Below are 26117 nucleotides of genomic sequence, written 5' to 3'. Positions count from 1 at the left end.
GCACTGACTTAAGATTTGAAATTCATATACACAAAGCATTTTAGTCCGTTTCAACGGACTTAAGCTTTGAGCCTCAAACTTTAGTTCAGGGCTTAGCGCAGGGGCAAAAGTTAAGTGCCATTCGTCCTCAGCACTTTCAATACAGGTCTATTGTAATTGTCGCAGCAATTGCAATGCTTTTTGATAATCAGCAGTCATACCTTGATCGCTAAAAAGTTCTGCTGCTGCTTGTAAATCCTGAATTGCCCCTCTTGCATCGCCTGTTTCGTAGCGAATTAACCCCCGATTTCCAAAAGCTTTGGCAAATTTAGGAGAAATAGATATTGCCTCACTATAGTCATCAATTGCTGCTTGAGGATTACCAATTAAATGACGTGCAATTGCCCGATTGTAGTAAGCAGCAGCATTGTTTGCATCGAGTTGGATTGCTTTGTCGTAATCTGCGATCGCTTCTTCTATATCTCCCATTCGCCGCCGAAGAATCCCTCGGTTGTAATAAGCTTCTGCTAAATTCGGATTGAGACTCGCCGCTTTAGTAAAATCGGCAATTGCTTCCTTTGTTTCACCTAATTTAACGCGAACATTTCCCCGGTTTACGTAGGCGTTAGCATAGTTAGGTTGTATCCGAATTGCTTTGCTTAAATCCTCAAAAGCCGCTTTAGAATCGCCTAACCCACTCAGCGCATTTCCCCGATTATAGTAAGCGATCGCACTCTTTGAATTAAGCTTCAGCGCTGCGGTGTAATCTTCAATTGCTTCTCGATAATTTTTTTCTTCAGCATACACAGCACCCCGACTTAAGTAAGCATCAGTATTTTTAGGATTCAACCCCAACACAGAGGTATAGTCTGCGATCGCACCTGAATTATCTCCTAGCTGACGCTTTGCTAAACCCCGGCGATAATACGCTTTTTCCAAGGTGGAATCAAGGCGCAGTGCTTCATTGAAATCTGTGACAGCATCGCTGTATTCACCTTTGTTATACTTTCGTTCGCCCCGATTAAACAATTCCTCAGCACTTAATTGAGCCAATACTGGGGACTGGGGGCTGGGGATTAGGGAATGGGGGTTGAGGGATAATCCACTCAGTAGAATCGCCAGCCCCAAAATTTTTATGGTGTATTGATATTGCATGGCTTTATCCAATTTTGGATTTTAGATTTTGGATTGAAGACAAAAATCCAAAATCTAAAATCTAAAATCCCTGAAAACTGTAGATTTTTTGAGTTTCTAAGTTGTCACAAACAGAGGAAGGTAGAGTACCTATAGGGAAGGTTTGCCGATCTAGGTGTATTTGTAACCCTGTCAGCGGGTCTAAACCAGTTGAAATCATAAATTCCAGGCCTTCCAAATGTTGCCATTGCGATAAAGCGTCAAGAATTTGCGCGATCGCTTTCACATAAGGATGACCATTGTCTTGATACCAATCGGATGCTGCCAGATGCGGTTGGTCAAAACCCAAGTGAACAGTTAGCGATGGTTTCCCGAAAAGCGCGATCGCTACAGGTCGCGTTTCTTCCTGCAACAACAAATCGTGACTTCTTGCCAAATGCCGCAGTTTATCCAATCTTTCGTAGCGTTCCGTTACCTGGGGTTCATCTTGCCAGTGCAGCGCTACTGTAACTAAATACGTCTGCAACAGCATATGACCCAACTTTTGGGCTTTTGTCGCTAGATAAATCGAATTATAATCATTTGCCTCAATCAACAACGGCACCCGATCTACCACCTCCAAACCGTACCCTTTCAACCCAGCAATTTTGCGGGGATTATTAGTAATCAAGCAAATTTTGGTTATACCTAAATCATTGAGAATTTGCGCCCCTACCCCATAATTCCGCAAATCGGCCGGAAATCCCAATCGCTCATTTGCTTCTACAGTATCCAGCCCCATATCTTGCAAAGAATAGGCTTTCAACTTATTAATTAGACCAATTCCCCGCCCTTCTTGCCGCAGGTAAACCACAACGCCTGCTCCGGCATTTTCAATCATTTTCAGCGCCGCTTGCAGCTGCATTCGACAGTCGCAACGCAGAGAACCCAAAGCATCACCAGTCAGACATTCCGAGTGCATCCGCACCATCACCTTTTTGTCATTAAAATCAGCTGGGTTGCCCTTAACAATAGCAACTGTTTCTGATTGATCTAAGGTGTTACGGTAAGCGTAAATTTGGAAATTGCCAAACTGAGTAGGCAATTCGGCAATTGTTTCTCGACAAACGAATCTTTCGTGATTGAGGCGGTAACTAATTAAGTCAGCAATACTGATAATTTTCAGATTGTGCATCTTGGAGTATTCTACTAACTCCGGCAACCGCGCCATCGAACCATCGGGATTTTGAATTTCGCAGATCACCCCAGCTGGATATAATCCTGCCAATTTTGGCAAGTCAACCCCGGCTTCTGTATGACCCGCCCGTTTCAAAACGCCACCTTCCCGCGCCCGTAGAGGGAATATGTGACCCGGACGGCGCAAGTCTTGTGGGGATGTTGCGGGATTGATAGCTACCTGGATCGTCAGCGCCCTATCTTCAGCAGAAATTCCTGTGCGTACACCCATAGTAGGGGAGGCATCGATGCTGATGGTGAAGGCGGTTTGGTTGCTGTCGGTGTTGTTGCTAACCATCAAGGGCAGATCGAGTTCATCCAAGCGATCGCCTGTCAGCGCTAGACAAATCAGACCCCGCGCATACACCGCCATGAAATTGATCGTGTCCGGCGTGGCAAACTGCGCCGCACAAATCAAATCACCTTCGTTTTCCCGACTCTCATCATCCACTACCACGACCATCCGCCCAGCCTTGAGGTCTGCTAAGGCAGCATCAATCGAGTCAAATTTAAACGTTTGGTTTGAAGCAGCGCGATGCTTCGCATCTTGGCTTTGAGGCAATTCCACAGATTAACAGCAATAAACCGTAAAAAACTATCTCTCTTGATAGTAGCCTGTTGCCACCACTAAGAGGGGCAGTCACTTAGATTATAGAAGGGATGCGCTAACGCGCGATCGCTCACCTTGATACTTATAGTCTGTGGCACAATCGGTAGTTGAAGTATCATCCTTTCTCCTAATAGTGGCACCTGAGCTTGAAAAATTTGGCGCACAAGTCCGACAACTGAGAAAAGCACTAGGGCTTTCTCAGGAAGATTTGGCAGAACTGACAGATTTACACCGTACCTACATTGGCGGAATTGAGCGCGGTGAAAGAAACGTTGCCTTAATCAATATTGTCCGCTTAGCCAAAGCCTTAAATGTGTCACCAAGTGAACTATTAAAAGGAATTGAATGAATAAATCCCCCTACGAAGGGCTTTCGGTTCAAGACTGGCAAGCCAAGACTCTAGAATTGATAGACGAACACCCACTTAGTCCTAATGAAATTTATCAACTTATAACTCAGGTATGGAGTGAGATATTTCTATCAAGTATAACGAGTAGGGGATACAAGATTGGAGTCGATTTCTTCCCAAGCCCACAAGTTATCGGCTCCTTACTACACGATCTCATACCATTAGAGTTTGCATATAGATATCCTGGTATTTGGCGTAGACAGGCGACTAAAGACGAAAAAGATTTAGTTTATGTACCTGATGATTCCTTCTCAATTGAAATTAAAACTTCATCTAGCACTCGCAACACTTATGGTAATCGTAGCTACGCCCAAAAAAGCTCTACTGGAAAACCAGGAACAAAAACCAAGTCCGGTTACTACCTAGTAATTAATTTCCAAAAATTAATTGTCAGTCTTCCCAACCCACAGATCAACTTAATACGATTTGGGTGGCTGGATCGTGATGACTGGATAGGCCAAAAGTCACAAACTGGTCAGCAAGCAAGACTAAGACCTGAAGTAGAGCGCTATAAACTCCTAAGATTACCGCTACAAACACAATTCTTCTAAAAACAAAGATAATTGCGCTTCCTTTGCTTGCTTTTGGCTAAGAAAATTATCAATTCTATTGGCAGCAACTTCACAGTATTCTTTTTTAATTTCAAATCCAATAACAGGACGCTGTAAACTTAAAGCAGTAATAGCTGTAGTACCTGAACCCATAAATGGATCTAAAACAATCTCGTTCAAATTTGATGAAGACTTGATTATTCTTTCAATTACAGCACTTGGAAATTGCGATGGATGGGGAGTGCGTTCTTTTGAAGATCTATTTTTACCAGAGGTAACTTTAGGAAATTGCCATACATCAGTAGGATTTTTTCCTAGCGCATTTACTTTAATCTTACCGTTCTTTTTTTGATTTGGATATTTTACATTTGGATCTCGAACAGCATCTAGATTAAAAGTATATTTATCCGGATTCTTAACATACCAAAGAAACTTTTCGTTTCTTGGAGAAAAGAATCTAGAGCCAGCTACTCCAGCGCCATAGTTCCAAACAACTTCTTGGATTAAATAAAAAGATATTCTCTCCCAAAGAAGGTAGGGGATAGGAATCGCTTTGGCACGCTCAGGTATAGATAAATAACCCAAGTTTAGCCAGAAAGCACCAGTTGACAATGTAATCCTGTAAATTTCTGCTATCCATTTCTCACACCAGGTTAAATATTCATCTAGTGGCAGCGGCTTTTCATATTCTTTACCAATATTATACGGCGGACTTGTGACTGTTAAAGCAATGCACTCGTCGGGCAACTTTTTCAGGGTGTCTAAACAATCAATGTTGTAAATTAGGCAGTTTGGAGCCTGAAAATACGGGTTGCCCAAAAGTTTAGTTAGCTGATTCAGAAACATAAGATATCCCCACTAGGATGAATATTATATGCTACTTATAGTATTCAACAACTAGAAAATTGTCAACTATATCAGCATGGTGATGAATAAGGCTAATTAGAGCGTGCAACATCGCCAAAACTATCAACCAAAAATGTAGATTTTTAACACGGTAAAATTCCCAAGTTATTAACTTAATACGTTAGGAGTTGCTATATAGCGGTTCTCGGACTCGTGAGGTACACAACCTCACACCATCTATTTGATGCAAGAGAAGAGAAAAAAATTTTTTGTACCTCACCAGCATGAGAATTGCTATAGTTAGCCTTGAATCCCGGCAACTAACATTGTCGCGCTGGACGATTATGTTAAAATTTCTACCACCAAATCTTAGTTTTGATACTACAATGCAGCAAAAGTAGCTTTGTGCGATCGCTTTGACTTTGGCTGATTACTGACCGCTTAAAATTAAAGATTTTTAGGAAACAAGAGCATCATGGGTGAATTAGGACGTGTTCCAGTTGGAATTGTTGGCGCGTCGGGCTATGGTGGTGTGCAACTGGTCAGACTCTTGAAGGAGCATCCGCGAGTCGAACTGGTTTACTTAGGTGGCGAGAGTAGTGCCGGAAAGCCATTTTCCGACCTCTACCCGCATCTAGGCCATTGCGTTGACTTAAACATAGAACCGCTGGATTTAGACACCATTGCCAGTCGCTGTAAAGTCGTTTTTCTCTCTTTGCCGAATGGTCTTGCCTATCAGATGGCACCAGCATTAGTGGCGAAGGGGTGCAAAGTGCTGGATTTATCGGCTGACTACCGATTTTTTGACTTGGAAACATACCAATCCTGGTATGGTGGCGATCGCGCAGATCGAGAAATTGCTGCCACAGCAGCTTATGGCTTACCGGAACTATATCGCGATCGCATTGCTGAAGCCTCGCTAATAGGTTGTGCTGGTTGCTACCCCACAGCGAGTCTCCTGGCACTCTCACCACTCTTAAAGCAAGGATTAATCTTGTCAGAAACCGCCATTATCGATGCCAAATCCGGCACATCTGGCGGCGGACGGCAAGCAAAAACTAATCTGTTACTAGCTGAGGCTGACAACTCGCTTGGCCCTTACGGAGTCGGCGGAAGGCACCGCCATACCCCAGAAATTGAGCAAGTTTGTAGCGATTTGGCGGGACACGAAGTCAGAGTACAATTTACCCCGCACCTGATCCCGATGGTGCGCGGAATTTTAGCCACCGTCTACGCCACCCTGCGCGATCCCGGACTGGTGCGAGAAGATTTACTGACCATTTACAAAGCCTTCTACCGCTCATCTCCATTCGTCAAAATGTTACCAGGCGGTACTTACCCACAAACAAAGTGGGCTTGCGGCACCAACTTGTGCTACATCGGCATCGAAGTTGATCCCCGCACCGACCGCGTAATAGTGATGTCAGCAATTGACAACTTAATCAAAGGCCAAGCAGGTCAAGCCCTCCAGTGTCTCAACCTAATGATGGGTTGGGAAGAAACACTTGGGTTGCCAACTATGGGCTTTTACCCATGAATAAGACACCTCATATTCTCGTTCCCAGGCCCAGCCTGGGAACGAGGGGGTGGGAGGCTGGGCCTCCCGTACCGAAAACTGCGTGGATGGCTAAATTGTTGGCCCCATACCTACAGTAGCGGCATAAGTTGCGCGATCGCCTAATTCATCTTCAATTCGCAGCAAGCGGTTATACTTCGCTACCCGTTCGCTGCGGCACAGAGAACCAGTTTTGATTTGACCTGCGCGAGTTGCTACCGCTAAATCGGCAATTGTCGTATCTTCAGTTTCGCCGGAACGATGGCTGATAATCGACCGGAAACCATTGCGAGTAGCTAGGTCAATAGTTGCCAAAGTTTCCGTTAGAGAACCAATTTGATTAAGTTTAATCAGGATTGAATTAGCAGCTGCCTGTTCAATTCCTTTTTGTAATCGAATCGGGTTGGTAACAAATAAATCGTCACCAACAAGTTGCACAGATGCGCCCACTTTCTCTGTCAAAAGTTTCCAACTTTCCCAGTCTTCCTCGTGCAAACCATCCTCAATGGAAATAATCGGATATTGCCCGGCTAACTTCGCCATATACTCAATAAAATCAGCAGGCGAATGGGACGCTCCATCGTAAACATACTGACCATCTTTGTAGAACTCGCTAGCGGCAACATCCAGAGCCAAAGCAACTTGTTCTCCTGGTTTATAACCAGCCTTCTCTATCGCCGCCACCAACAATTCTAAAGCCGCTTGATTCGACTCCAAATTTGGCGCAAAACCGCCTTCATCCCCTACGCCCGTCAGCAAATTCTTATCTTTCAACACCTTAGCTAAAGCCGCAAACACTTCAGCACCCCAACGCAGTGCTTCTCGGAAAGAAGTTGCCCCAATAGGCACAATCATGAATTCTTGGAAATCGACATTATTATCAGCGTGAGCGCCACCGTTAATCACATTCATCAACGGTACTGGCAACACATTCGATAACGGCCCCCCCAAATAGCGATAAAGAGGCAATTCTAGAGTCGCAGCAGCAGCTTTAGCATTTGCCAGCGAGACGGCAAGAATAGCATTTGCGCCCAGGTTCGATTTATTTTCCGAGCCATCGATTTGAATCATCGTGGTATCAATCAACACCTGATCCAGCGCGTCCAACTCCATTAATTCAGGCGCGATTTTCTCCTCAACATTCTTCACCGCCGTGAGGACACCTTTCCCACCGTAGCGGCTTTTATCCTCATCCCGCAGTTCGTGTGCCTCAAAAGTCCCTGTAGATGCTCCACTGGGAACCTGAGCCAGCCCCACCGCACCGTTGATCAGATAGACTTCTGCTTCCACTGTCGGACGACCGCGAGAGTCGAGAATTTCACGAGCCACAATAGCGTCAATGGCTGTATCTGGCGTGTTCATCATTTTGTTTCACCCTTAATAGCAAGATTGCAAGTGGCTCACATTTATGCAGGCCTTCAATCGGCTTTTAGCCAAATACAGTTCAGATATTTCGGTGTCACACATTTGCTCCCCCTAGTCCCCTTCTTTAAGGGAGGTATTTTCAAAGCCCCCGAATTTATCGGGGTACCCTCAAAGCCCGATAAATTCGGGGGTTGGGGGGATTTACGTTACAAATTTGTTGACATCTAGTAGTCTCACTGAACTGGATCAGGTTTTGTAGCCCGATTGTTAGAATACGTCCTGAACGGACACTCAAGCGTCATATTAAGAAGGAATTTGGGATTAAAACGATGCGAATGCTACACACCATGCTGCGAGTCGGCAACTTAGAAGAGTCTTTGAAATTTTACTGCGAACTGCTGGGCATGAAGTTACTGCGCCAAAAAGATTATCCTGGCGGGGAATTTACCCTGGCTTTTGTGGGTTATGGGGATGAGTCTGACCACACGGTGTTAGAACTAACCTACAACTGGGGCAAAGAACAGTACGATTTGGGAAATGCCTACGGTCACATTGCTATTGGTGTTGATGATATTTACGCCACTTGTAATGAAATAAAGGCGCGTGGCGGCAAAGTCTCGCGGGAACCTGGGCCCATGAAGCATGGTTCGACGGTGATAGCCTTTGTAGAAGACCCGAATGGATACAAGGTGGAGTTGATTCAACTGGGGACTCAGGGTGCCCAAAAGCAGGAAGCGGCTGAAGCAGCAAGTCGCTAGGTTTGCGATGTCGCTCGCACCCTTATAAGGTGGGGCTATACAGACAAAGCCCGCTCACCATCCGGGCTTTTTTTGCGTCCTACTCAATACTTCTTTTGTTAGTGATGTTCATCTTTTCTAAAAATTAGCCACGCTGAACTAGACAGCAATTATACTGAGACATTAGGAGTACAAGTTGTCATAAAAAGAACAAGTTGTAAACAAAAACCTCAATACTGGCGAGGTTGTCACCCCGGCAGCTTGTTGGCGAAGGATATCTGTATTTTTGCCAATAAAAAAGGGGCGGTCAAAATGCCCACCCCTCAAGAGATTATTGAGTTGTTATTAACCGAGCAATTCTTTAGCCTTGGCAACTACGTTGTCAACAGTGAAGCCGAACTTCTCTAGAGCCACCGGGCCGGGGGCGGAAACGCCAAAACGGTCAACGCTGATCATCGCGCCTTCACTGCCAATGTAACGGCACCAACCGAAGCTAGAAGCTGCTTCCACAGCTAAGCGCTTAGTGACACCTTTAGGTAACACAGACTCGCGGTAAGCCGCATCCTGCGCGTCGAACAGTTCCCAGCTAGGTATGGAGACGACGCGGACTTTCTTGCCTTCACCGCGCAGCTTGTCGGCTGCACCAGCGCAGAGTTGAAGTTCGCTACCTGTACCCATCAGGATGATGTCAGGAGTACCATCGCTGTCAGAGAGGGTGTAAGCACCCTTAGCCACGCCTTCAATAGAAGTGCCAGGCAAGTTGGGCTGTGCTAGACGAGACAGCGCCAGCAACGTCGGGCGATTTTGGTTAGCAGCTTCAATCGCTACCTTATAAGAACCAGAGGTTTCGTTACCATCAGCAGGACGAATTACTGTTAGCTGGGGAATTGCCCGCAGAGATGCGATGGTTTCAACTGGTTGGTGGGTGGGGCCATCTTCACCTAGTTGGATGGAGTCGTGGGTCATCACCCAGATAGCACCTGCGTGGGACAATGCTGAAATACGAATCGCCGCCCGCATATAGTCAGCAAAAACTAAGAAGGTGGCACCGTAAGGGATTAATCCGGAACCATGTAGCGCAATGCCGTTACAAATGGCTCCCATGCCGTGTTCGCGGACACCAAAGCGGATGTTGCGATTTTCGTAATGACCGGGCTGGAAGTCGCCGGAAGACTTGAGCAAGGTCATGCAGGAGTGAGCTAAGTCAGCAGAACCGCCAATTAATCCAGGGACAACATCAGCCAAGGCGTTGAGGCACTTACCAGACTGATTGCGGGTGGAATCTGCCTTATCTTCTGGGGTGTAGGTAGGTAGTACTTTCTCCCAACCTTCTGCCAGTTTACCGCTGAGCATTTGTTCTAGTTGGGCTGCTTCGGCACCATACTTGGCTTTGTAATCGGCGAAGTTCTTATTCCACTCTTCCTCGTACTTAGCACCGCGTTCAACGGCTTTGCGCCAATGGTTAAGGGCATCTTCTGGAACCTGAAAAGGCTCGTATTCCCAACCGAGTTTTTCACGGGTTGCAGTTACTTCTGAGCCACCCAATGCGGAACCGTGGACACCTGCGGTATTGGCTTTATTGGGGGAGCCGTAACCAATGGTGGTGCGGACTTTGATCATTGAGGGCTTATCGGTGACAGCTTTTGCTGCTTCAATTGCTTTGTGAATTGCCTCTAGGTCGGTATTGCCGTCCTCTACAGTCAGAACATGCCAACCGTAAGCTTCAAAGCGCTTACCGACATCTTCGGTGAAAGCTAGGTCAGTGGAGCCATCGATGGAAATGTGGTTGTCGTCGTACAGGGCAATGAGTTTACCCAAACCTAAGTGTCCCGCCAAGGAACAAGCTTCGCCGGAAACACCTTCCATGTTGCAACCATCACCTAAAATTACATAGGTATAGTGGTCTACTATGGTGCTATCAGGCTTGTTAAACTTAGCTGCTAGGTGAGCTTCAGCGATCGCTAAACCTACAGCGTTAGAAATACCTTGTCCCAATGGCCCCGTCGTGACTTCCACTCCAGATGTCATGAAGTTTTCCGGGTGTCCTGGGGTTCTTGATTCCCACTGACGGAACTCCTTGATGTCTTCCAGCGTCACGCTGTCGTAGCCAGCTAGATACAGCAGAGCATACTGTAACATTGAGCCGTGTCCAGCGGAGAGGACAAAGCGATCGCGGTTAAACCACTTGGGGTTTTTCGGGTTACACCGCATAAAGCGATCCCAAAGCACAAATGCCATCGGCGCAGCGCCCATTGGTAGCCCTGGATGGCCTGATTTTGCCTTCTCTACGGCATCAATCGCCAGAAAGCGGATGGAATTAATACAAAGCTCTTCGAGTGATTGGGTTGCAACAACCATGATTTATTCTACTTAACGACGGGTTAGCACGCTTTTTGGATGAGCTGGAAATTGAATGCTCTGGGATCGCCCTAAGCACCCATTACCCGATTATCATCCCATTAGCAGGACTTATGGGCAAGCTGTGGAAAAGACGAAATTATGAAAGATAAAGACCAAAACGTTTGAGTCTTTACCTGACCTATTTATATTTTTATCGCCTCTAGACGTACTTTTTAAATGCTAAGGTTACGTTGTGACCGCCAAATCCGAAAGAATTTGAAAGTGCTACGTCTACTTTTGAAGAGCGACTTGTGTGGGGGACATAATCCAGATCGCACCCCTCATCGGGATTTTCCAAGTTGATTGTGGGTGGAATTTGGTCGTTGGCAATTGCCATCACCGTAGCGACTGCTTCAATACCACCGCTTCCGCCTAAAAGATGACCAGTCATGGACTTGGTAGAACTAATTGCTACTTTGTAAGCACTTTCGCCCAAAGCTTTTTTAATCGCGGCTGTTTCTGTGACATCATTCGCCTGGGTACTGGTGCCGTGGGCGTTGATGTAGCTTACCAGATCGGGAGTTAAGGAGGCATCCTTTAAAGCCATTTGCATAGCTCTGAAGGCACCTTCGCCGCCGGGAACTGGTGCTGTCATGTGATAGGCATCGCAAGTCATGCCGTAACCGACAACTTCGGCATAAATTCTGGCTCCTCGACTGAGGGCGTGTTCCAATTCTTCTAGAATGAGAATGCCAGAGCCTTCGCCCATGACAAAACCATCGCGATCGCGATCAAACGGACGAGAAGCTTTTTGCGGGTCATCATTGCGCGTTGAAAGCGCCCGCAACGCACAAAATCCAGCAAACGACAAAGGCGTTACCGCCGCTTCTGTCCCACCGCAGATCATCGCCTGAGCATATCCTCGCTGAATCAAGCGAAAAGCATCTCCTACCGCATTAGAACCTGCGGCACAAGCTGTCACCGTGCAATTGTTTGGCCCTTTAGCACCCGTGTGAATTGCTGTTAACCCAGCTGCCATGTTGGCGATCATCATGGGAATCATAAACGCACTACACCGATCCGGGCCGCGATTCAGGTAGACTTCTTGCTGGTCTTCGAGTACCTTGATACCGCCAATGCCCGTACCAATGATGATGCCCACTTGTTCTGCATTCAGATCGTTGATGACAAATTTAGCGTCTGCGATCGCTTGTTTGCTGGCACTAACCGCAAACTGGGCAAATCGATCCATCCGCTTAGCTTCCTTACGATCCAGGTACTCGTGGGGGTCGAATCCTTTTACCTCCCCAGCAAAGCGGCAATCGTGCTTGGATGGATCGAACAAGGTTATTGGGGCTATTCCATTGCGACCGCTCAACAACCCTGCCCAATAATCAGCCAAATTGTTGCCAATCGGTGTAATCGCGCCGAGACCTGTTACAACAACCCGCTTGCATTCAAAATTTGTCATGATGCCAATACTAAAAGGGTTTTTACACCCAGAACGCGGAAACACTATACAGAACTGACTGAGCTAAGAATACTGAGAACTTCAGTATCACTTACTATTTTCAACTATCGCCCTCGCGTCGGGGCGAGTGCGTACACATTGTGTTAATCCAATGTTAGAAGAAATTTTCGTCTTACCCGCCCCTACAGCACTCAGCACACTAGAATTTATGCCGAAGCCGTGACTTTGTTGTTGATGTAGTCCACAACGGCTTGAACAGTGGCAATCTGTTCAGCTGCTTCGTCTGGAATTTCGATATCAAACTCTTCTTCTAGGGCCATGACGAGTTCAACCGTATCCAGGGAATCCGCTCCCAGATCGTTAGCAAAGTTCGCTTGCGGCACTACTTGATCGGGTTCAACCTCTAGTTGTTCCGCCACAATCTTCTTGACTCTTGCAAAAATTTCCTCTTGGCTCATATTAATCCTCTACCCAGTCTCCAGAACTTGCTATATAGGGTGATACGGTTTTTAAGCATTTTTTCATCTTATCTGAAAGAGGGACAACAAAAGCGATAGATAGTCGCTTATCTAAGTGGCACTTAGTCAGAGTCGGGGATCATCACACTGGGAAACAGGGATATTGAGTTACCATAACAACCTGAAAACTCCGCCCACAAAGCTTTTCAGCTCAATGGCCTGAGAATAAAATTTAAATAATACTAATAACAATCCTGAAATCTACAACGGTTGTCTGTGGACTCAAATACAAGACTTAACCCCCAGCCTGCTCACTCCCTCCCCAGTGGGGAAGATCGGGAAAAATTTTTATTTTTATCGGCTCCGCCTTTGATCCGCGACCACGAGGGTACGCAGATCAAAGGCAGGGCAATCGGAGATACGGAGATTGCCAAATTAACCTGGTTGTATTGACCAACTTCCGGCGCTTATCTAAAATAAAACAAATAGATAAAAGCAGTGATTGATGGCAAACAAAGGTTACAAATGGAGGCTGTATCCCACCCCTGAGCAAGAGCAATATCTCTCCAGGTGTTTTGGATGCAGTCGTTTTGTGTATAACTATTTTTTGCGGTTAATCATTGATGCTTATGCTGAATCTAAGAAACACCTTAAGTACACCGACACAGCCAAGCTACTAACTCTTTTAAAGAAAGACGAGCAGTTTTCGTGGCTTACAGACGTTAATAGTCAATCTCTACAGCAGTCACTCAAAGATTTGGAGTCAGCCTTTGTACGCTTTTTTAAGAAGCTAGGAAGCTTTCCAGTATTCAAGAAAAAGCGCAACCGCCAATCATTCCGTATTCCACAGCATTGGAGTATTACCCCTGATGGGATGCTAAAACTTCCCAAGATGCAGCCGATTAAAATGGTGCAACATCGGGAAATGGAAGGAACGCCAAGTAGCGTCACTATCAGCAAAACTCCAGGGGGTAAGTATTACGCCTCTATTTTGGTTGAATATGACCATAGGGAAGCTCCACTCAATGGTGGGAAGATTGGCGCTGACTTAGGGCTAAAGGAGTTTTTGATTACCAGTGAGGGTGAGAAATATCCAAATCCTAGATTCTACAAACGTTCATTAAAGCGCCTGAAGCGGTTGCAGCGTTCTTTGTCCCGTAAAGTCAAGGGGTCAAACAACCGCAATAAACAACGGCTACTTGTGGCTGCATCCCATGAAAAAGTAGCCAACCAGCGCTTAGATATGCAACACAAACTCTCTCTACAGTTAACGTGCAATAACCAAGTTGTGGCTGTGGAAGATTTGTATATTAAGGGAATGGTTAAAAACCACAAGCTGGCTCAAGCTATTAGTGATGCAGGTTGGGGTCAATTTCTAACGATGTTGGAGTACAAAGGAAAACTCTACGGATGCGAGATTCGCCAACTCGATAGATTCTTTCCAAGCTCTAAGCGTTGCTCGAAGTGTGGATATATTCACCAGACTCTAACGCTAGATATCAGAGAATGGGCTTGTCCAGAATGTGGCACTCACCACGACCGGGATATCAATGCAGCGACCAACATTCTCATATTCTCAGACCCACAAATACGGCAGGAATTGCCGGAATCTACGCCCAAAGAGCCTGTTGAGAGACAGGGATACCAAGGGGGTTACTCCTTGGGCTTGGGAAGCTGCGCGGGCTTGTCCCCGCAGTAATTCACTTAGCTAACCAACTGCAATCCCTTATCATGCAGGCTATGCTCAATGCTCTGCATCTCCTCAAGGGTTTCTCCAGTGACGATTCCGTAAATTTCTGTGTAGATTTTGCCATATTTAACCTTCTCTAGAGCCGACAGGATCGTGAAGTCCTGGCGCTCTAGTTCTGGCTTTAGGTTGACTAAAATCGACTCCAAGGTTCCATCCATACGGTAGTCACTGGAATATTTAGCGACTTCCTTCCCTAGTTCCAGCAGCCTATGACGCTGCAAGCAGAGGGGCGTTGAGCCATTAACTCGAAAATTGGCATCGATCGCGTAAAGTTCGCCGTCTTTATTTTCCAACACGTCGAACCCAATAACGCCGAAATATCCCTGCTGGTGAGCATACTGACCGACAGCAGCAATCATCTCATAGAACTTGCTCATGTCAGTACGGTAGTGAATTAGCCCCCCTAGATATTTGCCATCAGGGGTGACGAGTTGCTGAGTAACACCAATCAGCGTGATGTCTCCTACCTTGTTGACGTAAAACTGCACGCAGTAGTTTTGTACTTCATCTTTGACGAACTCCGAGACGATGATGGTATCCACCAGCTTGATAGCCAGATATTTCCTGATTTCTTCCAAAGAGTAGTTCAGGTCGCTGGCGCTTTTGATAATATAAGTACCTTCGCCTGAGAGTCCGTGAGATGTTTTGATCAAGTAGGGGAATTGCTCCGGTAACTTAATCTCATCAAGATTGCAGGTGTGCAGATTGTAGCTCTGATACTTTGGACAGGGTACCCCAAGATCGGCTAGCGTCACTTTGCTCAGGAGACGGTAGTGAGTATCTGGATCGACAGCGTGCTTCTGGGGAAGTAAACCATCGAAAGGGAATAAGGTAATAACTCGCTCGAAGCGATCGCTCTGATTGAGTTCATCTAAATAAACCTGCCGATCCAACAGTTCCAAATTGTTGTAGCCAAAGCCAAAACACTCTCGCCAGTAGTCAATTAACAGGTCTGGCGGCGGACTAAGAATAATGCCGGGAATGGTATCCCCTAGAACCGCCAGGTTTTTCCAAGGTTCCTTCTCACCAATCTTGTCATAGCCAGTTTTGGTGGCTTCATCACTACCGTCTTGAAGGAAGTATTTTTTCGTGTTGGGATAAGTTGCCCAACTAGCAGTCGCGGGGTAATTCAAGATGAACGTATACCCCGCATCTGTTATGTCTTGGGCAAATAGCTCAGAAAAAGAACTTCCTTGGAAATACTGGAAGTTGTATTGATGGTTCATAGGGAGATGCCTGGAGGTCTCAAAACCGTTATTTACCAGAAGCAGTCAAAGCAATTATGCGCTTTTAGCGAAACGCTCGTCTTCCTTCTTTGTAAATACTGCTGCCCGATCCATTTCTGAGCTTCTATAGCCAACTGCCATGTCTTGGGAATTGTACGCCCAACCGATTTGTCCGTGAGGATCTAAAACAATACATCCGGCTTCTCCAGAAACCTGCTGCTTGAGCTTATCAATTGCCATCTGAGCTGCTTCCTCTGGATGACGGGTAGCGGAGCCATTCGAGCTAGGGGAATTACCCGCCAATAGATCGACAGCAGTCCTAGCCAAACCCACCGGGATTATAGACTCCCCATCGCCTGTAGTTGAGCAAGCTCCCTGACTATTCGCGTACAAGCCAGCTCCCACCAGTGCGGTATCCCCTACACGACCTGGTAGTTGGTTCTCAAGACCTCCCGTTGAGGTTCCGGCAACCAAGTTACCATTGATATCCAGCGCCACACAGCCGACAGTAGCAGGGCGATCGTGCGGCGTGTTCTGCTGCTCCCATTCCTCCTGCTGTTCATCACTAATCAAATCTGTTGGCTCGCACATCTCGCAGCCATGCTCAGCAGCAAAGCGTTCTGCGCCTTCTGCTACAAGCAGCGACGGCTTTTCGTCTAAAATTTTCCTTGCCACTGAAATGGGGTGAGCGATTCGCTGTACTGCTGCCACACCTCCCCACCGCAATTTGTCACTTTCCATCATCCCGGCATCCAGGTACACTTGGCCTTCAACGTCGAGGGTGGCACCAAGACTGGCATTGAAGGTTGCATCGCTCTCCAGCACTCGGATGGCAGCCTCAACTGCGTCTTTGGCATTACCGCCTTGTTCAAGCACAGCCCAACCTGCCTCGACAGCAGCTAAACAACCTTCTGTATTCGCTGTTGTCTTATCTTCTGAAATGGTTTTTGCTCCACCATGCACAATGATCGCTATTGTCATATTTTTCTACCAGCTAAATTGAATTTGAATACAGCACCTTTGGCGTTGACTGATCCTCGCTGGCAGTTTCAACTGTTTTAACTGCCTTGACTTGTTCAAAGACGGTTGCATCAGCAACGACTAGAACCGCGTTACTGCCCATGCGAGGAATCTTGTCTACACGAAGGTTCAACCCTACCTGACTACAAGCAGCCACTACCAAGTTGACGCCCTGTTTAGCAAATTGCTAAACAGTTTTGCGCCTGATACTGCAAGAAACTCCCAAGATGGCAACAACTTGTTGATTGATAAGCTTGAGTTGCATCCTTGTCGTTTTTTGCTGATGGCTGGGAATGTTTACGGGGCAGTGGCTTCTTAATAGAATAGATGCCGTCGTTTTACCAAGCTTCTACCGCAGGAGGCGGCTGGCTTTCTCTACAGACGGAGTTCTACATTACGTCAATCTGTATCTTTCGATACATTATTTTTTAAAATTCTGCAAGCGCGAACAATAGGCTGTTCGGTTATTTCAAGGCAGCCTCATCCCAATCAAAAAATAGCTGTATCTATCCTCACAATAGGATTCAATACCAGCCCATCTGTATACCTACAAACGCCCAACTCACATCGAGAAGGTTTTATGTTTATCTTCGCAACGTGACCTAATAATTCCCCCTTCAAGAGCGATGATAGAGATATCAGCTTGTTTCCCCCACGCTACGCTCATGCGATCGCGTGTTTTCTTCACTCAAGGCTATGCCATCCCAAACTCTTAGATATGCTTACTTCCCCGGCTGCGTTGCCCAAGGAGCTTGCCGGGAACTTTACCAATCTACAGCAGCCCTCACCCAAGCATTGGGAATTGAACTGATTGAACTGAAAAAAGCCTCCTGTTGCGGTTCTGGCACCTTCAAAGAAGATTCCCAACTACTAGAAGATACCGTTAACGCCCGCAATATTGCTCTAGCCGAGCAACTGAATCTGCCCTTGCTCACACATTGCAGCACTTGTCAAGGGGTGATTGGTCATGTGGATGAACGCTTGAAGGAATCCCAACAAACCAACCCAAACTACTTTGAGCAGGTTAATGGCTTATTGAAAAAAGAAGGCTGTTCCCCTTATCGGGGCAGTACCGAAGTCAAACACCTACTATGGGCGTTAGTAGCAGATTACGGGCTAGAAGAACTGCAAAACCGGGTTAGCCGCAAGCTTGCTGGGTTGAAGTGTGCAGCATTTTATGGTTGCTACTTGCTACGCGCCCAAACTCATATACCCTACGACGATCCGCTGGAACCAGAATCAATGGAGAATGTGTTCCGGACGCTGGGGGCGACACCAGTTTATTACCGAGGACGCACCCAATGCTGCGGCTGGCCTCTTTCCAGCTATGCGACGACGCAATCTTTTAAGATGGCTGGTTCGCACATCCAAGAAGCACTTGACGCTGGTGCCGATTGTATGGTAACGCCTTGCCCATTGTGTCACCTGAATTTAGATTCTCGTCAACCGGAAGTGGAAAAGGTAATCGGCAAAACTTTGGGTTTGCCAGTGCTGCATCTACCTCAGCTTATCTGCCTCGCGTTGGGGATTAGTCCGCAACAACTCGGTTTAGATAGGCACATTGTCTCAACTCGTCCGGTGTTGGAAAAATTAGGCTTTTAGTTTGAAGTTGTTCCACATTTAATGAAGCGGGCCGTCAAACCCTAAAAGTTCTAGGTTGGGGAGCCACCCTGCTGTGGGGGTTTCCCTCGTTGAGGGACGAACTCGAACACATACAGCGCTTTCCCTTGTGAGTGAGGGACACAGATGCCCGACTTCTTAGATAAGTCGGGCATCTCTCCAGATAGCCTGTACTTCATCCGACTGCAAGCCGCTGTATAAGCACTTGTTGGGTAAGTGAATAACTTTTTCACGCCAAGAATAAAGCTGCTCCAATAACGTGCAGAACGATGTCACTCCAGAAGTGCGCTACCATTGCGGCTAAAAGTCCCTTTCTCCAATAGAGCCAGCCAAAAAGCAATCCGGGGATACCGTTGAGCAATAGGGCCCGTGTGACCACAAAGGGAGTTAGGGGAACTAGACGAGCGGTTATTGGTAAGTGACCCGCCCCAAAAATTAAGGCAGTTAGAGCGATCGCGCTCCACATTACACTTGACTTAGGATGTTGCTGACGGGTGAGTTTTGTTCCCAACCAAACCAGTAACGTCATCAAACCCAAGCGCAACATCAACTCCTCGGTAATTCCACCGTAGAAGGAAGCCAAGAAACCTTGCCACACTGAGGGAAGCGATACTTTGCGTAAGGCATCAGGTAACAAGGGGACAAACACAAAAATCTCTAGCAGCAACATAATCGCTGCTACGACCACACCTGCACCAACAGATATGGGTAGGGATGACCGAAACCGATGGAACGCTTTCGGGTCGCCTGCTAACCAAGCTTTAAGCACGGGTGCGCCTAGTCCAACTTTACCCCCTAACCAAAGTCCCAGCCCGGTGAGGAAAGCTGTCTGCACGGAAGCTTGTATTGTCGCTAATAGCAAGAATTGCCAAATAGGTATGGGAGGCGGCTCGATTAAGCTAAAAACATAAGGAAGGCTTGCTAAGGAGCCAAGCACTCCGCCAGCCGTTAGTATTCCAAAGACTTTTAAGTTCGCGGACTTATTTGGGTCTAAGGTTGCTTTCCTAGACATCCTAATCATCTATAGTTTTCTCAAATTCCAGCTAAGTTTCAGCATAGAATTAGCTAGAGCGATCGCACTTCCTCCATCAGGGTTCACCTAACTGGGCGAACAAAAAAAGCTTTGTTACTAACTTAAGAGCTATTTGCCGGATATACCTTTAATCCAGTTTGGTGCTGTATCTTAGAAACAAGCACTGGTAGGCAAGCTATGGATTTTGAACCGGAAGTCACCACTACATCGACACCCAAAGCCGCCGAATTTGACTACCCTCAAGCAAAGCCTCTAGCATTGCTGCGGGATACAGAATGTTTGCTGCGACGCAAAACCGTAAAAACCTTAATGCCAGTTTTGCCGCCGCCTGTGGCCAATAATTTGCAAGCAGCTTCAGCAGTTGCAGATGAGTCTCTCAGCGAGTTGGCAGAAATTGACCTGGATGCCATCAGTGATGATGAACTAAAACCCGCTAGAATTTTCATCGGTTTGACCTTTTCGGGGTTTGGGGCGTTATTTATGGTTTTATTGGTACTCTATTTAGATGCCCTGCACCCGGAACTTAGCGCAGCAGAACAGATTCGAGAATATTGGTATCAATACGTCTGGTTTGTCTGTCTAGGTGTTGCTGGGATGATGATATTGGGTCGAGAAGCGATGCGTCCGAAAAATTAAAAATTGATGCTCAATTTTTAATTTAAGTAGGCGGACGCGATTAGATTGAAGATGTTCGTAGGGTGGGTTGACGTAGGAAACCCAACATCTGCATGGATTAGCGATAGCGTAACCCATCCTACAAATAATTAATCCCACCTACTTACTAATTTTTAATTGTTATAAATGGATATTTTGATTGTTGAGGATGAACCGGAAATTGCTAAGCTCATCCAGACAGCTTTAGAACGAGAGGGTTTTTCTTGCCATCACTCCCGCGATGGTTTGAAAGCTTTACAAGTTTTTCAGGAGCAACAACCAGATTTAATCGTTCTTGATTTGATGCTACCTGGTTTAGATGGGCTGGAAGTGTGTGCCAGAATCCGACAGAAACCTGGTGCGAAAGACCCTTATATTTTGATGCTGACCGCTAGGGGTGAAGAAATTGACCGCGTTATCGGACTTTCTACTGGTGCTGATGATTATCTGGTCAAACCGTTTAGTCCGAGAGAATTGGTTGCTAGAGTAAGGGCGTTATTGCGCCGCAGCTTGCGTCAGGGAGGACAGCATCAGGTTTATCATACCCAACATTTCGCTCTTGATGTAGAGCAGCGCACTGCTAAACGCCAAATCGATTCTCAACAATCAGAAATTTTAGATTTGACGACTCTAGAATTTAACTTGTTATCTACTTTTATCAGTCATCCTGGTAGAGTTTGGAACCGAACGCAACTAATAGAGAAACTTTGGGGAGATGACTTTTTTGGTGATGAACGAGTTGTAGATACTCATGTGGCACGGTTGCGGAAAAAAATTGAGCCAGATCCAGCCAATCCTAGCTTTATTAAGACGGTGGTAGGTGTTGGCTATAAATTTGAAGATGCCATAGGATAAAAATGCCGTTCAATAAAGTTGGATTGCGATCGCGTCTATTTCTTTCCCACCTCTTGGTCATGATGGTGGGAGTGGGTAGCCTACTGGCGATTAGCAAATTGTCTTCGCCGCGCTTTTTTATCGTGCAGCTGCAACAAATCGAAATATCTGGGGTGCAAGTACGCTATGCCCGGAGGCAGCTGGTAAGAAGCTTTGAAACAGCTTGGAGTCGCAGCACCTTATTATCAGTTCTTGTGGGTGCTACCGCAGCTGGTGGATTGAGCTATTTGGTAACGCGGCGGATCGTCCAGCCTTTGAAACAAATGGAACAAATCACCCAAAAGTTTGCTGCCGGACATCTGGATGAACGACTACCAAACAGCGAAATTCGGGAACTCAATCGGCTGGCTGCAAGTTTTAATCGCATGGCATCCAGTCTCGAAGGAGTGGAACAGCGGCGGCGGGAACTTATTAGCGACCTCACTCACGAACTTCGGACACCCCTAACAGTGATTCGCGGTTATTTGGAGGAGATGGCTGACGGCGGAATTGAACCATCGCCAGAAGTTTACCAGCAGCTGGTGCGCGAAACCTCTAGGTTAGAGCGGTTAGTCAACGATTTGCAGGAACTTTCTAAGGCGGAAGCTGGCTATCTGCCGATTAATCTCCAGCCTGTTAATTTACGACCTTTATTAGAGTCTCTGGTAGAAAGATTTTCTGAGCAGTTACTAGAAGATGGCCCGGTAGCCCTGAAATTAGACTGTCCGCCCCAACTGCCCCCCGTCTTAGCTGATATTGACCGCGTGGAACAGGTTTTGGTGAATCTGTTGGGAAATGCGCTGCTATATACCAGTTTTGGTTCGATTACTGTCCGAGTTTGGAGTGCATCACAACGGCTGTGGATTGCTGTAGTTGATACGGGTAAAGGAATTGCACCGGAAGATTTGCCCCATGTCTTTGAGCGTTTTTGGCGGGCTGACGAGTCTCGTCAAAATTCTAGAGGAACTGGCATCGGGTTAGCTATCTCCTCGCGCTTGATTGAACTGCAAGGCGGTCAGATTGAGGTAGAAAGTAAGCTGGGCATGGGCAGCACGTTTCGTTTTTTTCTGCCTTTGGCTTGAGTATAAATTTTTTATTTCGGATTGGGATCAGCTACCTACAACTTTCTTTCGCTACAGATTCTCTACACAAGTTGGTCACATGGTTGCAACACCAGGCTGATAGGCTGTAAGTATCAGCCACTACTATTTGTTGTAACGTTTTGTAAAGAAATAGTAATGGCCGATCTAGATTACGGGAACCCTTATAAAAGAAGTTGTTCTGGAGACACTTATGATCTGCGTAGAAGTTATTTATCTGCTGATAGCCACCACTTTGTTTACTATCTGGTTAGACTTCTTCAAACGCGATCGCACTTGGAAGACACAAGAGCGCCTTGCAGGTTTTGTGACTTTGGTGGTAGCAACTGTTTTCTGGCCTCTGGTTCTTCCCATTGCTTATATAGAAATTTTGAAATCCAAATCTCAATTATAAGGAAAAGCAATACTGTTTTTGTTTTTCTTAATGCTATTCTCAGTTGAGAATAGCAATTGAATTATATGGGTTCTTGTAAAGAGACTATTGTCAAATAATTGTCAATCAGTCTGGCGATTCATATATCTAGGACGAGTATTTGGTATAGCTTGATAAAAATGCTGCTTGAAATGCTTTTAGATCGCATGACATTGGATCTCAAAGTATTTCAAGCAGTATTTCACTTTCACACCTTTAATATTGATATCAGTGGTATTTAGTCGCCACCATAAAAGAGCTTGATAGATAGAACAACGGGCGATTAAGCTTTCCCTTACGCAGGTGTACAACTGCATCTCCAAGGGTTTAAGCCGCAGTAAGTTAGGGTGAATGGTACAGAGGTTGCTGTTGAGGGGAAAAATGGAGTCCAAACCCTACCTATTGTGGGCTGTTCCGGTGGGACATCGCTTCCACCAAGCTCGCTTTTAAAGAAAGTTCACAAAGAGCACTCCTTGAGAAATAAGTATGTATTCTACTTCTCTTTCTCTAGGCAGACGCAAAACAGCGGCTTTGGCTTTTAAATTACAAGTAATTGGTCGTTATCCCATGACGATAAGTTGCCTGATTTAATTGGGTGGCGGGGGGTTTTATCGTTGCCTAGTTGGGCATTTTAAAAACAGTGGAAAGAAACCTTTATTGAGTTTAAAAATAAGGGGTTTTCTGTCCATAATCAGTAGGAAAATTTATCAATTATGCCTAAAATATTATAGTTTTGAAAGCGTTCCCAAATGATACAAAATAATCTAGAAAATAACGGTTTGGCTCAAGGGTTGTGGAAAGTAAAGGGAGCGATCGCGTTAGGGTTAATTGAGTAAAAGTCAGGCAGTTTGATTGGTGCTACAAGTCATATAAAATAAAGTAAAAGTTATTTTATAAAGTTGGTTGCGACAACAACACCTATTAAAGAGGACACAAAGGTTGTCGCTACTGGTCTTCTTCGTCCGTTCGTTGTCGTTGACATTAAAAAAGAAGACGATTTAACCTGGGATTTGGAATTGCGAAGAAAACTGGAAGTGGAATACAAGAACAAGCCCGTACTGGTTGTTAAAGATGTATACCCAGCAGCCCCAGTAACGCCATAAGCTGACAGGCTTATAATTTAAGGGGAAGCAAGTTGCTTCCCCTTAGTTTTATGAATCGGTTTTTATTCTCTTTCAAGTATTAGATTACCGAAACTTCATAAATTTTATCTGCCCCACACTGAAGAAAGAAAAATTACTTTTTCCAGTGACTATTTTCGAGTGATTGATAAGAGTAAAGAGATTTTCAAGAGTGGTAATCTTAATGGTAAATAAATGTTTGCATAAATGGAAGGCTAAAGAAGCGATCGCTCTATTACTCTTTGCTGTATTTCTTGCCGCGTGTACTCCCTCATATACTCCTGAGGCTACCACAACGATAAGTAAAGTTGTTAGCAAATCGGCTAAGGATTTCATAGGCAAAACTATAACTGTAAATGGCGAAGTCGAAGAACTTATGGGCTCAAAAGCGTTCTTAATCGAAGGGGAAACGCTATTTATCGACCCAGTAGTGTTGATAGTAAGTGTTAAAAAAGCGCGTCTAATTGAAGATTCTCATGTCAGAGTGACGGGTAAAGTTACTAAATTTATTCTTGCCGATATCGAGAGAAATTTGAGCCTTGATTTAGAGGATGATTTATTTAAAAAATACGAGGGCGAATCTGTAATTATAGCCTCGGATGTGACTCTAACACCCGAACCGGGTGAAGTCGGAGAAGAACCAAATAAATACTTTGGTCAGGTTGTAACTGTAACTAGCAATGTTGAAAAAGTTATCAGCTCAAATACCTTTCTACTCGATGACCAAGAACTAATTGGGGGTAAAGAGTTACTCGTGACAGGTGCCGTTATAGCAGGATATCCGATTAAAAAAGGTGAAATTGTTGAAGTGACAGGTATAGTCCGCAAGTTTGTTACAGCCGAAATCGAGAGAGATTTCGATTTTAACTTGCAGCCTGAATTGAAAATAGAATATGAGAACCAACCTGTAGTAATTGCTCAGTCAGTCAAAAGGTTGAAATAAGAGATTGAGCCATTTAGTAGGTAACGCTATTTTGCACAGAGCAAACTTACAACGGTAATAGTTTTTCTCCAATCACTAATTATCCCCAAATTATTGTTTACGAAGAAATCAAAATTTTTATATAGCAATCCTATTTGACTTGTCTCGGCACTTGGGTTAAAAAAAGTAGCTTTCAACCCAGTAAATAAGATTATTAGATTAGTTTATGGGGGATCAATGCGACGATACCGCGCTTGAATCAACATATAGAGAGAATAGGCCATGAAACCAAAAGCGATCGCGCCCAAAATCCACTGACCGAGAGGTTCTTCTGCAAGCGCTTGCAGAGAACCCCCCAGTCCTTGAACTTCGCCTGGGTCATCCTGAAGTGCAGCTTGAATCACCAAAAGACCGATATAGCACTCGAAGCAAAGATTAGGACATAATAGACAAAAAGTAAACTTCAAAAAAAAATGCCTTCACCCTACAGCTACGACTTGAGAAAGAAAGTGTTAGAGGCCATTGATGATGGGATGAGCAAAAGCCTTGCCAGTAAAATATTTAAAATTAGCCGGAATACCATTAATCTCTGGTTGGCTAGAAGGGAAGAAACAGGAGACTATAAAGCCAAGGAAGGATATCAACAAGGGTATGGAGCGAAAATTACAGACTTAGAAAGTTTTAGAAAATTTGCTCAGCAACAGGGAAGCAAGACCCAAAAAGAAATGGCCCAAGCTTGGCCGGAGAAAATCAGTGACCTGACTATCGGGAAGGCGTTAAAAAAAATCAACTTTACTCGCAAAAAAAAACTTATGGGTATCGAGAAAGAAATGAAGAAATTCGGCAAGAATTTCTGCAAAAAATCAAGTTAAAGAAGCCGGAAGATTTAGTATATGTTGACGAATCAGGGATAGATAACCGAGACGATTACGGATATGGATGGAATGAAAAAGGGCAAAGATATTATGATATGAAGTCAGGAAAAAGAAGTGTTAGGGTGAGTATAATAAGTGGTTTATGCCAAGGAAAACTGATAGCCCCACTGACTTTTGAAGGTTCTTGTAATCGAGCAGTATTTGAGAAGTGGTTATCATCAGAACTTCTGCCTAAGTTGAAACCAGGAAAAACTATTATTTTAGATAATGCAACATTTCATAAATCCGCTTCAATTAAAGAATTAATCGAATCAGTCGAATGTGAACTGCAATATTTACCGCCCTATTCCCCGGATTTGAATGAAATTGAGCATTACTGGTTTCCGATAAAAAATCGGGTTAGAAAATCCATTGGAACGATTGAAGATTTCCGAGAAAGAGTAGATACTTCTGTTCGTTTAGCGTCCTAACCTATACTTCGAGTGCTATAACCCTCTTCTGTCACTCTCCGGGTATTATAAGTAGAAGAATGAAAAGAAAAAACTCTACAAGGTAGATAGAGCAATGGATGTAGAATTACAAATCCGGAAACATTTGCCAAGGGATGCCCAGCCAACAGTGGCAATAATAGATGAATATTGTGCAGAGTATAAAGACCTGTTCAAAGAAGTCAGAAATTATGAATGCTTAAAGTATTTACATTTAGGAATAATATCAGAAATAAAAAGAAAATCATTACCAGAAATAGCCAAAGTAGTAAGTATAAACTCGGCACAGTCATTACATCATTTTCTTGCCTATTCAGATTGGTCAGTAAAGAAATTAAAAAGCCGAAGATTAA

At 45.1% G+C, this 26117-nt stretch carries 25 protein-coding genes and 1 pseudogene; 14 read left to right on the top strand and 12 right to left on the bottom strand.

The annotated features are described in order from the left end of the window. Positions 1-147: 147 nt before the first annotated feature. Positions 148-1134, bottom strand: coding sequence for a tetratricopeptide repeat protein (locus H6F63_RS15485; protein WP_190638483.1), 987 nt, complete (start codon positions 1132-1134; stop codon positions 148-150). 61 nt (positions 1135-1195) lie between these two features. After that, positions 1196-2896, bottom strand: a complete 1701-nt coding sequence (ribBA, locus tag H6F63_RS15480) for a bifunctional 3,4-dihydroxy-2-butanone-4-phosphate synthase/GTP cyclohydrolase II (protein WP_347276801.1) — start codon at positions 2894-2896, stop codon at positions 1196-1198. Positions 2897-3071: 175 nt separating this feature from the next. Between ribBA and H6F63_RS15475 the strand changes: the two genes are divergently transcribed. Both H6F63_RS15475 and H6F63_RS15470 read left to right on the top strand, forming a co-directional pair. Further along, positions 3072-3287 carry a helix-turn-helix transcriptional regulator gene (locus H6F63_RS15475; protein WP_347276800.1) on the top strand — a complete coding sequence of 72 codons (216 nt, stop codon included), beginning with the start codon at positions 3072-3074 and terminating at the stop codon, positions 3285-3287. Continuing rightward, positions 3284-3898: a ScaI family restriction endonuclease gene (locus tag H6F63_RS15470; RefSeq protein ID WP_190638482.1), complete on the top strand. Its 615-nt coding sequence runs from the start codon at positions 3284-3286 to the stop codon at positions 3896-3898. Before H6F63_RS15475 ends, H6F63_RS15470 begins: the two co-directional genes overlap by 4 nt. Here H6F63_RS15470 and H6F63_RS15465 read toward each other — a convergent pair. Then, entirely contained in the window at positions 3878-4744 is an 867-nt protein-coding gene (locus H6F63_RS15465; RefSeq protein WP_190638481.1) for a site-specific DNA-methyltransferase, read from the bottom strand. The genes H6F63_RS15470 and H6F63_RS15465 overlap by 21 nt on opposite strands. 475 nt (positions 4745-5219) lie before the next feature. On the opposite strand from H6F63_RS15465, the gene argC reads away from it, so the two are divergent. Then, a complete protein-coding gene (argC, locus tag H6F63_RS15460) occupies positions 5220-6281 on the top strand; it encodes an N-acetyl-gamma-glutamyl-phosphate reductase (protein ID WP_190638480.1) in 1062 nt (353 codons plus the stop codon). Positions 6282-6371: 90 nt separating this feature from the next. Here argC and eno read toward each other — a convergent pair whose 3' ends face one another. Continuing rightward, positions 6372-7664: a phosphopyruvate hydratase gene (gene eno, locus H6F63_RS15455; protein ID WP_190638479.1), complete on the bottom strand. Its 1293-nt coding sequence runs from the start codon at positions 7662-7664 to the stop codon at positions 6372-6374. A 329-nt stretch (positions 7665-7993) separates the two neighbouring features. Here eno and gloA point away from each other — a divergent pair, with 329 nt between their 5' ends. Beyond that, entirely contained in the window at positions 7994-8422 is a 429-nt protein-coding gene (gloA, locus tag H6F63_RS15450; protein ID WP_190638478.1) for a lactoylglutathione lyase, read from the top strand. Between the two features lie 324 nt (positions 8423-8746). Here gloA and tkt read toward each other — a convergent pair whose 3' ends face one another. The 3 genes from tkt to acpP form a co-directional block, all read right to left on the bottom strand. Then, positions 8747-10759 (bottom strand): transketolase, encoded by a 2013-nt coding sequence (gene tkt / locus H6F63_RS15445; protein WP_190638477.1) that lies wholly within the window; start codon positions 10757-10759, stop codon positions 8747-8749. Positions 10760-10961: 202 nt separating this feature from the next. Beyond that, the gene (fabF, locus tag H6F63_RS15440) at positions 10962-12212 is read right to left on the bottom strand and encodes a beta-ketoacyl-ACP synthase II (protein ID WP_190638476.1); all 1251 of its coding nucleotides are present in this window, start codon (positions 12210-12212) and stop codon (positions 10962-10964) included. Positions 12213-12418: 206 nt separating this feature from the next. Further along, positions 12419-12670: an acyl carrier protein gene (gene acpP / locus H6F63_RS15435; protein ID WP_190423992.1), complete on the bottom strand. Its 252-nt coding sequence runs from the start codon at positions 12668-12670 to the stop codon at positions 12419-12421. A gap of 505 nt (positions 12671-13175) precedes the next feature. On the opposite strand from acpP, the gene tnpB reads away from it, so the two are divergent. Next, complete coding sequence (tnpB, locus tag H6F63_RS15430) at positions 13176-14369, top strand: IS200/IS605 family element RNA-guided endonuclease TnpB (RefSeq protein WP_190638475.1); 1194 nt, start codon at positions 13176-13178, stop codon at positions 14367-14369. Between the two features lie 5 nt (positions 14370-14374). Here the strand turns inward: tnpB and H6F63_RS15425 are convergent, their stop codons facing one another. From H6F63_RS15425 to H6F63_RS15415, 3 genes are read right to left on the bottom strand one after another with little or no spacing between them, the layout of a single operon-like run. Next, a complete protein-coding gene (locus H6F63_RS15425) occupies positions 14375-15646 on the bottom strand; it encodes an ATP-grasp domain-containing protein (RefSeq protein WP_190638474.1) in 1272 nt (423 codons plus the stop codon). Between the two features lie 54 nt (positions 15647-15700). Then, positions 15701-16627 carry an isoaspartyl peptidase/L-asparaginase family protein gene (locus H6F63_RS15420; protein ID WP_190638473.1) on the bottom strand — a complete coding sequence of 309 codons (927 nt, stop codon included), beginning with the start codon at positions 16625-16627 and terminating at the stop codon, positions 15701-15703. 13 nt (positions 16628-16640) lie between these two features. Further along, positions 16641-16799, bottom strand: coding sequence for a hypothetical protein (locus H6F63_RS15415; protein WP_190638472.1), 159 nt, complete (start codon positions 16797-16799; stop codon positions 16641-16643). A gap of 563 nt (positions 16800-17362) precedes the next feature. Between H6F63_RS15415 and H6F63_RS15410 the strand changes: the two genes are divergently transcribed. Continuing rightward, the gene (locus H6F63_RS15410; protein ID WP_190638471.1) at positions 17363-18268 is read left to right on the top strand and encodes a CoB--CoM heterodisulfide reductase iron-sulfur subunit B family protein; all 906 of its coding nucleotides are present in this window, start codon (positions 17363-17365) and stop codon (positions 18266-18268) included. A 247-nt stretch (positions 18269-18515) separates the two neighbouring features. Here the strand turns inward: H6F63_RS15410 and H6F63_RS15405 are convergent, their stop codons facing one another. Beyond that, the gene (locus H6F63_RS15405; protein WP_190638470.1) at positions 18516-19298 is read right to left on the bottom strand and encodes a CPBP family intramembrane glutamic endopeptidase; all 783 of its coding nucleotides are present in this window, start codon (positions 19296-19298) and stop codon (positions 18516-18518) included. 198 nt (positions 19299-19496) lie between these two features. Here H6F63_RS15405 and H6F63_RS15400 point away from each other — a divergent pair, with 198 nt between their 5' ends. The 6 genes from H6F63_RS15400 to H6F63_RS15375 all read left to right on the top strand — a co-directional run bounded on the left by H6F63_RS15400 (position 19497) and on the right by H6F63_RS15375 (position 24422). Further along, entirely contained in the window at positions 19497-19955 is a 459-nt protein-coding gene (locus tag H6F63_RS15400) for a hypothetical protein (protein ID WP_190423980.1), read from the top strand. A 165-nt stretch (positions 19956-20120) separates the two neighbouring features. Beyond that, the gene (locus H6F63_RS15395; protein WP_190638469.1) at positions 20121-20828 is read left to right on the top strand and encodes a response regulator transcription factor; all 708 of its coding nucleotides are present in this window, start codon (positions 20121-20123) and stop codon (positions 20826-20828) included. Between the two features lie 2 nt (positions 20829-20830). Further along, positions 20831-21928 (top strand): HAMP domain-containing sensor histidine kinase, encoded by a 1098-nt coding sequence (locus H6F63_RS15390; protein ID WP_190638468.1) that lies wholly within the window; start codon positions 20831-20833, stop codon positions 21926-21928. A 211-nt stretch (positions 21929-22139) separates the two neighbouring features. After that, complete coding sequence (locus H6F63_RS15385; protein ID WP_190423974.1) at positions 22140-22340, top strand: hypothetical protein; 201 nt, start codon at positions 22140-22142, stop codon at positions 22338-22340. Between the two features lie 917 nt (positions 22341-23257). Continuing rightward, the gene (locus H6F63_RS15380; protein ID WP_190638467.1) at positions 23258-23461 is read left to right on the top strand and encodes a hypothetical protein; all 204 of its coding nucleotides are present in this window, start codon (positions 23258-23260) and stop codon (positions 23459-23461) included. Positions 23462-23663: 202 nt separating this feature from the next. Then, the gene (locus tag H6F63_RS15375; protein ID WP_190638466.1) at positions 23664-24422 is read left to right on the top strand and encodes a hypothetical protein; all 759 of its coding nucleotides are present in this window, start codon (positions 23664-23666) and stop codon (positions 24420-24422) included. Positions 24423-24625: 203 nt separating this feature from the next. Here H6F63_RS15375 and H6F63_RS15370 read toward each other — a convergent pair whose 3' ends face one another. After that, complete coding sequence (locus H6F63_RS15370; RefSeq protein ID WP_190638465.1) at positions 24626-24868, bottom strand: DUF1206 domain-containing protein; 243 nt, start codon at positions 24866-24868, stop codon at positions 24626-24628. Positions 24869-24874: 6 nt separating this feature from the next. Between H6F63_RS15370 and H6F63_RS15365 the strand changes: the two genes are divergently transcribed. Beyond that, positions 24875-25746 (top strand): IS630 family transposase gene (locus H6F63_RS15365; protein WP_199298062.1). Its coding sequence is split into 2 segments (ribosomal slippage): positions 24875-25189 and positions 25192-25746, totalling 870 coding nucleotides; the frame shifts between segments, so codons are not numbered across the junction. A gap of 94 nt (positions 25747-25840) precedes the next feature. Beyond that, positions 25841-26117 (top strand): annotated as a pseudogene (locus tag H6F63_RS15360) (IS701 family transposase); the annotation flags it as partial.

The organism is Trichocoleus sp. FACHB-40 (assembly GCF_014695915.1).
Classification (GTDB): Bacteria; Cyanobacteriota; Cyanobacteriia; order Cyanobacteriales; family FACHB-T130; genus Funiculus; species Funiculus sociatus.
The sequence above is the reverse complement of the archived record's forward strand: the minus strand, read 5'-3'. Positions and strand labels throughout refer to the sequence as shown.

Excerpts from the sequence above, each read along its gene's own strand:
- H6F63_RS15375 (WP_190638466.1), top strand. The coding sequence starts at position 23,664 with ATGGTAAATAAATGTTTGCATAAATGGAAGGCTAAAGAAGCGATCGCT.
- H6F63_RS15405 (WP_190638470.1), bottom strand. The coding sequence starts at position 19,298 with ATGTCTAGGAAAGCAACCTTAGACCCAAATAAGTCCGCGAACTTAAAA.
- H6F63_RS15395 (WP_190638469.1), top strand. The coding sequence starts at position 20,121 with ATGGATATTTTGATTGTTGAGGATGAACCGGAAATTGCTAAGCTCATC.
- H6F63_RS15400 (WP_190423980.1), top strand. The coding sequence starts at position 19,497 with ATGGATTTTGAACCGGAAGTCACCACTACATCGACACCCAAAGCCGCC.
- H6F63_RS15420 (WP_190638473.1), bottom strand. The coding sequence starts at position 16,627 with ATGACAATAGCGATCATTGTGCATGGTGGAGCAAAAACCATTTCAGAA.
- gloA (WP_190638478.1), top strand. The coding sequence starts at position 7,994 with ATGCGAATGCTACACACCATGCTGCGAGTCGGCAACTTAGAAGAGTCT.
- H6F63_RS15425 (WP_190638474.1), bottom strand. The coding sequence starts at position 15,646 with ATGAACCATCAATACAACTTCCAGTATTTCCAAGGAAGTTCTTTTTCT.
- fabF (WP_190638476.1), bottom strand. The coding sequence starts at position 12,212 with ATGACAAATTTTGAATGCAAGCGGGTTGTTGTAACAGGTCTCGGCGCG.
- tnpB (WP_190638475.1), top strand. The coding sequence starts at position 13,176 with ATGGCAAACAAAGGTTACAAATGGAGGCTGTATCCCACCCCTGAGCAA.
- argC (WP_190638480.1), top strand. The coding sequence starts at position 5,220 with ATGGGTGAATTAGGACGTGTTCCAGTTGGAATTGTTGGCGCGTCGGGC.
- H6F63_RS15465 (WP_190638481.1), bottom strand. The coding sequence starts at position 4,744 with ATGTTTCTGAATCAGCTAACTAAACTTTTGGGCAACCCGTATTTTCAG.
- tkt (WP_190638477.1), bottom strand. The coding sequence starts at position 10,759 with ATGGTTGTTGCAACCCAATCACTCGAAGAGCTTTGTATTAATTCCATC.
- H6F63_RS15390 (WP_190638468.1), top strand. The coding sequence starts at position 20,831 with ATGCCGTTCAATAAAGTTGGATTGCGATCGCGTCTATTTCTTTCCCAC.
- H6F63_RS15470 (WP_190638482.1), top strand. The coding sequence starts at position 3,284 with ATGAATAAATCCCCCTACGAAGGGCTTTCGGTTCAAGACTGGCAAGCC.
- eno (WP_190638479.1), bottom strand. The coding sequence starts at position 7,664 with ATGATGAACACGCCAGATACAGCCATTGACGCTATTGTGGCTCGTGAA.
- H6F63_RS15485 (WP_190638483.1), bottom strand. The coding sequence starts at position 1,134 with ATGCAATATCAATACACCATAAAAATTTTGGGGCTGGCGATTCTACTG.
- H6F63_RS15385 (WP_190423974.1), top strand. The coding sequence starts at position 22,140 with ATGATCTGCGTAGAAGTTATTTATCTGCTGATAGCCACCACTTTGTTT.
- acpP (WP_190423992.1), bottom strand. The coding sequence starts at position 12,670 with ATGAGCCAAGAGGAAATTTTTGCAAGAGTCAAGAAGATTGTGGCGGAA.
- H6F63_RS15410 (WP_190638471.1), top strand. The coding sequence starts at position 17,363 with ATGCCATCCCAAACTCTTAGATATGCTTACTTCCCCGGCTGCGTTGCC.